The 2315-nt window shown below is 45.3% G+C and carries 3 protein-coding genes and 1 pseudogene; all 4 read right to left on the bottom strand.

Annotated elements, in window-relative coordinates; genetic code table 11:
- Window positions 1–91 precede the first annotated feature (91 nt).
- Window positions 92–313 (bottom strand): annotated as a pseudogene (locus V7K49_RS00135) (pirin family protein); the annotation flags it as partial.
- 37 nt (window positions 314–350) lie between these two features.
- The gene (locus V7K49_RS00140) at window positions 351–497 is read right to left on the bottom strand and encodes a hypothetical protein (protein ID WP_335204038.1); all 147 of its coding nucleotides are present in this window, start codon (window positions 495–497) and stop codon (window positions 351–353) included.
- 42 nt (window positions 498–539) lie between these two features.
- Window positions 540–980, bottom strand: coding sequence for a nitroreductase family protein (locus V7K49_RS00145; RefSeq protein ID WP_335204039.1), 441 nt, complete (start codon window positions 978–980; stop codon window positions 540–542).
- A gap of 179 nt (window positions 981–1159) precedes the next feature.
- Window positions 1160–2176 (bottom strand): zinc-binding alcohol dehydrogenase family protein, encoded by a 1017-nt coding sequence (locus tag V7K49_RS00150; RefSeq protein WP_335204040.1) that lies wholly within the window; start codon window positions 2174–2176, stop codon window positions 1160–1162.
- Window positions 2177–2315 lie beyond the last annotated feature (139 nt).

Here is a 2315-nt window from a genome sequence, read left to right on the forward strand (position 1 = left end):
TGGCTCTCCAAAATTTCACTGCTAATTCAAGTCCTAATCACAAAGAAAGCAAACTTTTTATTATATCATAAAAAACTTTTGCAAGAGTTCTAATATAAGTGAGAATTTCCATGTCCCGATGTCCGTGCATCCCAAATCCCCCCGCACTTGGAATGACTCGATCGTCGTTAATGACTCGCAGCGCTCGAAATCCCATCCGATTGGGATCTCTAAAGTCACCAAATGAAAACGTATGGTAGCTATCTAGCCAGCCATTTTGAATATGTCCTCGAAGATTGCGATCGTGAATAGTGTGTACGGCAGTAGTAACCATCTTCTGTATCTCTTTGTATTAGTAGGCTTTGTAAAACTCAGTCAATGACTAGATCGGATGCCTGATCCCAGGCTCCAGTAAAAACAAACTCAGTCAGTGCCTTGCGGGTTCTAGGGGTAAGTTCCTGGGCTTGCAATGCTTCTGGTAAAGTCTGGGGATCGCCTAGATACCCGATTGCGATCATTGCTACAGGTTCGTAGCCGTCTGGAATGCTGAACTGCGATGTCTACGACGGGCTACGCCTACGCGCTTTTTGGGCATCAAACCCTGCCATCTGATGAACGAATAGATCCAGTGCTATTGCTTGAGTTGCAAGATTGCTGGCGGCTGCGCCCACATCATGGAAAGCATGACGGTTTTCTTTGCCGTTGCGATCAAAGTGTAGCTTGGCAACAGATAGCATCAGTACAGGAGCACTCTGCGCCCAAGATTGATTAAATTCGAGGAGACAACTGAGCAGACGAGCATACTCAGAAGGTTGATCTTGGGTTGCAACGATCAAGCTCCACGGCTGCTCGTTGTAGGAGGATGCTGCCCAACGAGCAGCTTCCAGCAGGCTCAACAGTTTATCTCGTTCTACAGTCCGATTTGAAAAAGCACGAGGACTCCAGCGCCCACGAATTAGGTCATGAACTGTGTACTGAGTCTCAGCAAGGTTTTCGAGCATAGGATGACCTCATTTTCAGACAGAATCGTTAAATAAATTCCTGAATCGATACCCCAATTAAATGTCTTATCCCGAAGCTAGGTTAATACTATCAGTATGCTGCTCCGAATCGACCCGCTCATCATTAATTCAGTTCAATGCAGGTGTCTGTAATTCAGTTCAATGCAGGTGTCTGTAATTCAGTTCAATGCAGGTGTCTGTAAGTCCATGATGGAACCAGTGCCCTCATTTACCAAAACTACTAATTTCCCTGTGGCTCGATTAGATTCCATGTAATGATGGGCTTCGACAATCTCATTTAATCTAAAAACACGGTCTATATTAACATGTGTTTGACCAGCTTCTACCCCTGCGATAAATTTTTGCAGATATTCAACCGATAAATCTTCAGAACCACCGGTATAAACTGTCAATCTTACTGTGTGAGGAATATCATCCATTGGTGAAAAGTTGTTTAATGCCCAAGCATTGCCTAAAATTCCGGTCATGCAGATGATACCGCTAGGGGTAACGCATTGCAGTGAATCAAGTACAGTGGTTGTTCCGACCAATTCCAAAACGCGATCGACCCCGTTGGGAAAACGCTGACGGATAGTGGTAGCGATCGCACCATCATCAATTACCACCTGATCGACTCCGTTTGCCCTCAGTGCTTCTGATTTTAAAGGATTTCGAGTGGTGGTAATAACGGTTAGTCCCATCTGTTTAGCAAGGCTGGTTGCAGTCATCCCAACCGACGAGGTACCTCCTCGAATTAATAGGGTCTGCCCTGCCTGAACATTTAAACCGGATACGAGGGAACCGTAAGCCGTCTGGAACATTTCTGGAATGGCTCCTAGCACTGACCAGTCGAGGTTACTCTCGATCAAAAAGATACAGGTTTGCGGAACAAGGGTGTATTCGGCATAGCTGCCATCAAATGCCCGTCCCATACCGCCCATAATCGCAGCCACCTTCTGACCGGGCTGAAATGGGGTGTCAGGAGCAGCTTCGACAATACCGACGCACTCAATTCCCAAAACTCGGGGAAGTTGAACATTGGGAGAGTGTCCCTGATGAGTGAACATCTCAGAACGATTTAGCCCAAACGCTTTGACCTTGATTAGTACCCATCCCGATCGCGGCAAAGGTTTGGCAATCTCTTGAAGCTGAAGGGCAGTTGGGTCGCCAGGGGATGCTAAGATAATTGCTTTCATAATATTAACCAATAATTTCTCGTAGTTTGCTATACCAAAAGTAGTTACAGCAGTTTGATATCAAACCAGCCACAAAGCTCATAAACTGTAATAAATGTAAAGAATAGTATTTAAAGATGGCAGCATATTCAATTGACTT

The sequence above is a fragment of the Nostoc sp. genome, assembly GCF_036919675.1.
In the GTDB taxonomy this organism is placed as follows: domain Bacteria; phylum Cyanobacteriota; class Cyanobacteriia; order Cyanobacteriales; family Nostocaceae; genus Nostoc.

Bases quoted from the DNA above. Each gene is read 5' to 3' on its own strand.
- V7K49_RS00140 (WP_335204038.1), bottom strand. From the start codon at position 497: ATGATCGCAATCGGGTATCTAGGCGATCCCCAGACTTTACCAGAAGCA.
- V7K49_RS00145 (WP_335204039.1), bottom strand. From the start codon at position 980: ATGCTCGAAAACCTTGCTGAGACTCAGTACACAGTTCATGACCTAATT.
- V7K49_RS00150 (WP_335204040.1), bottom strand. From the start codon at position 2,176: ATGAAAGCAATTATCTTAGCATCCCCTGGCGACCCAACTGCCCTTCAG.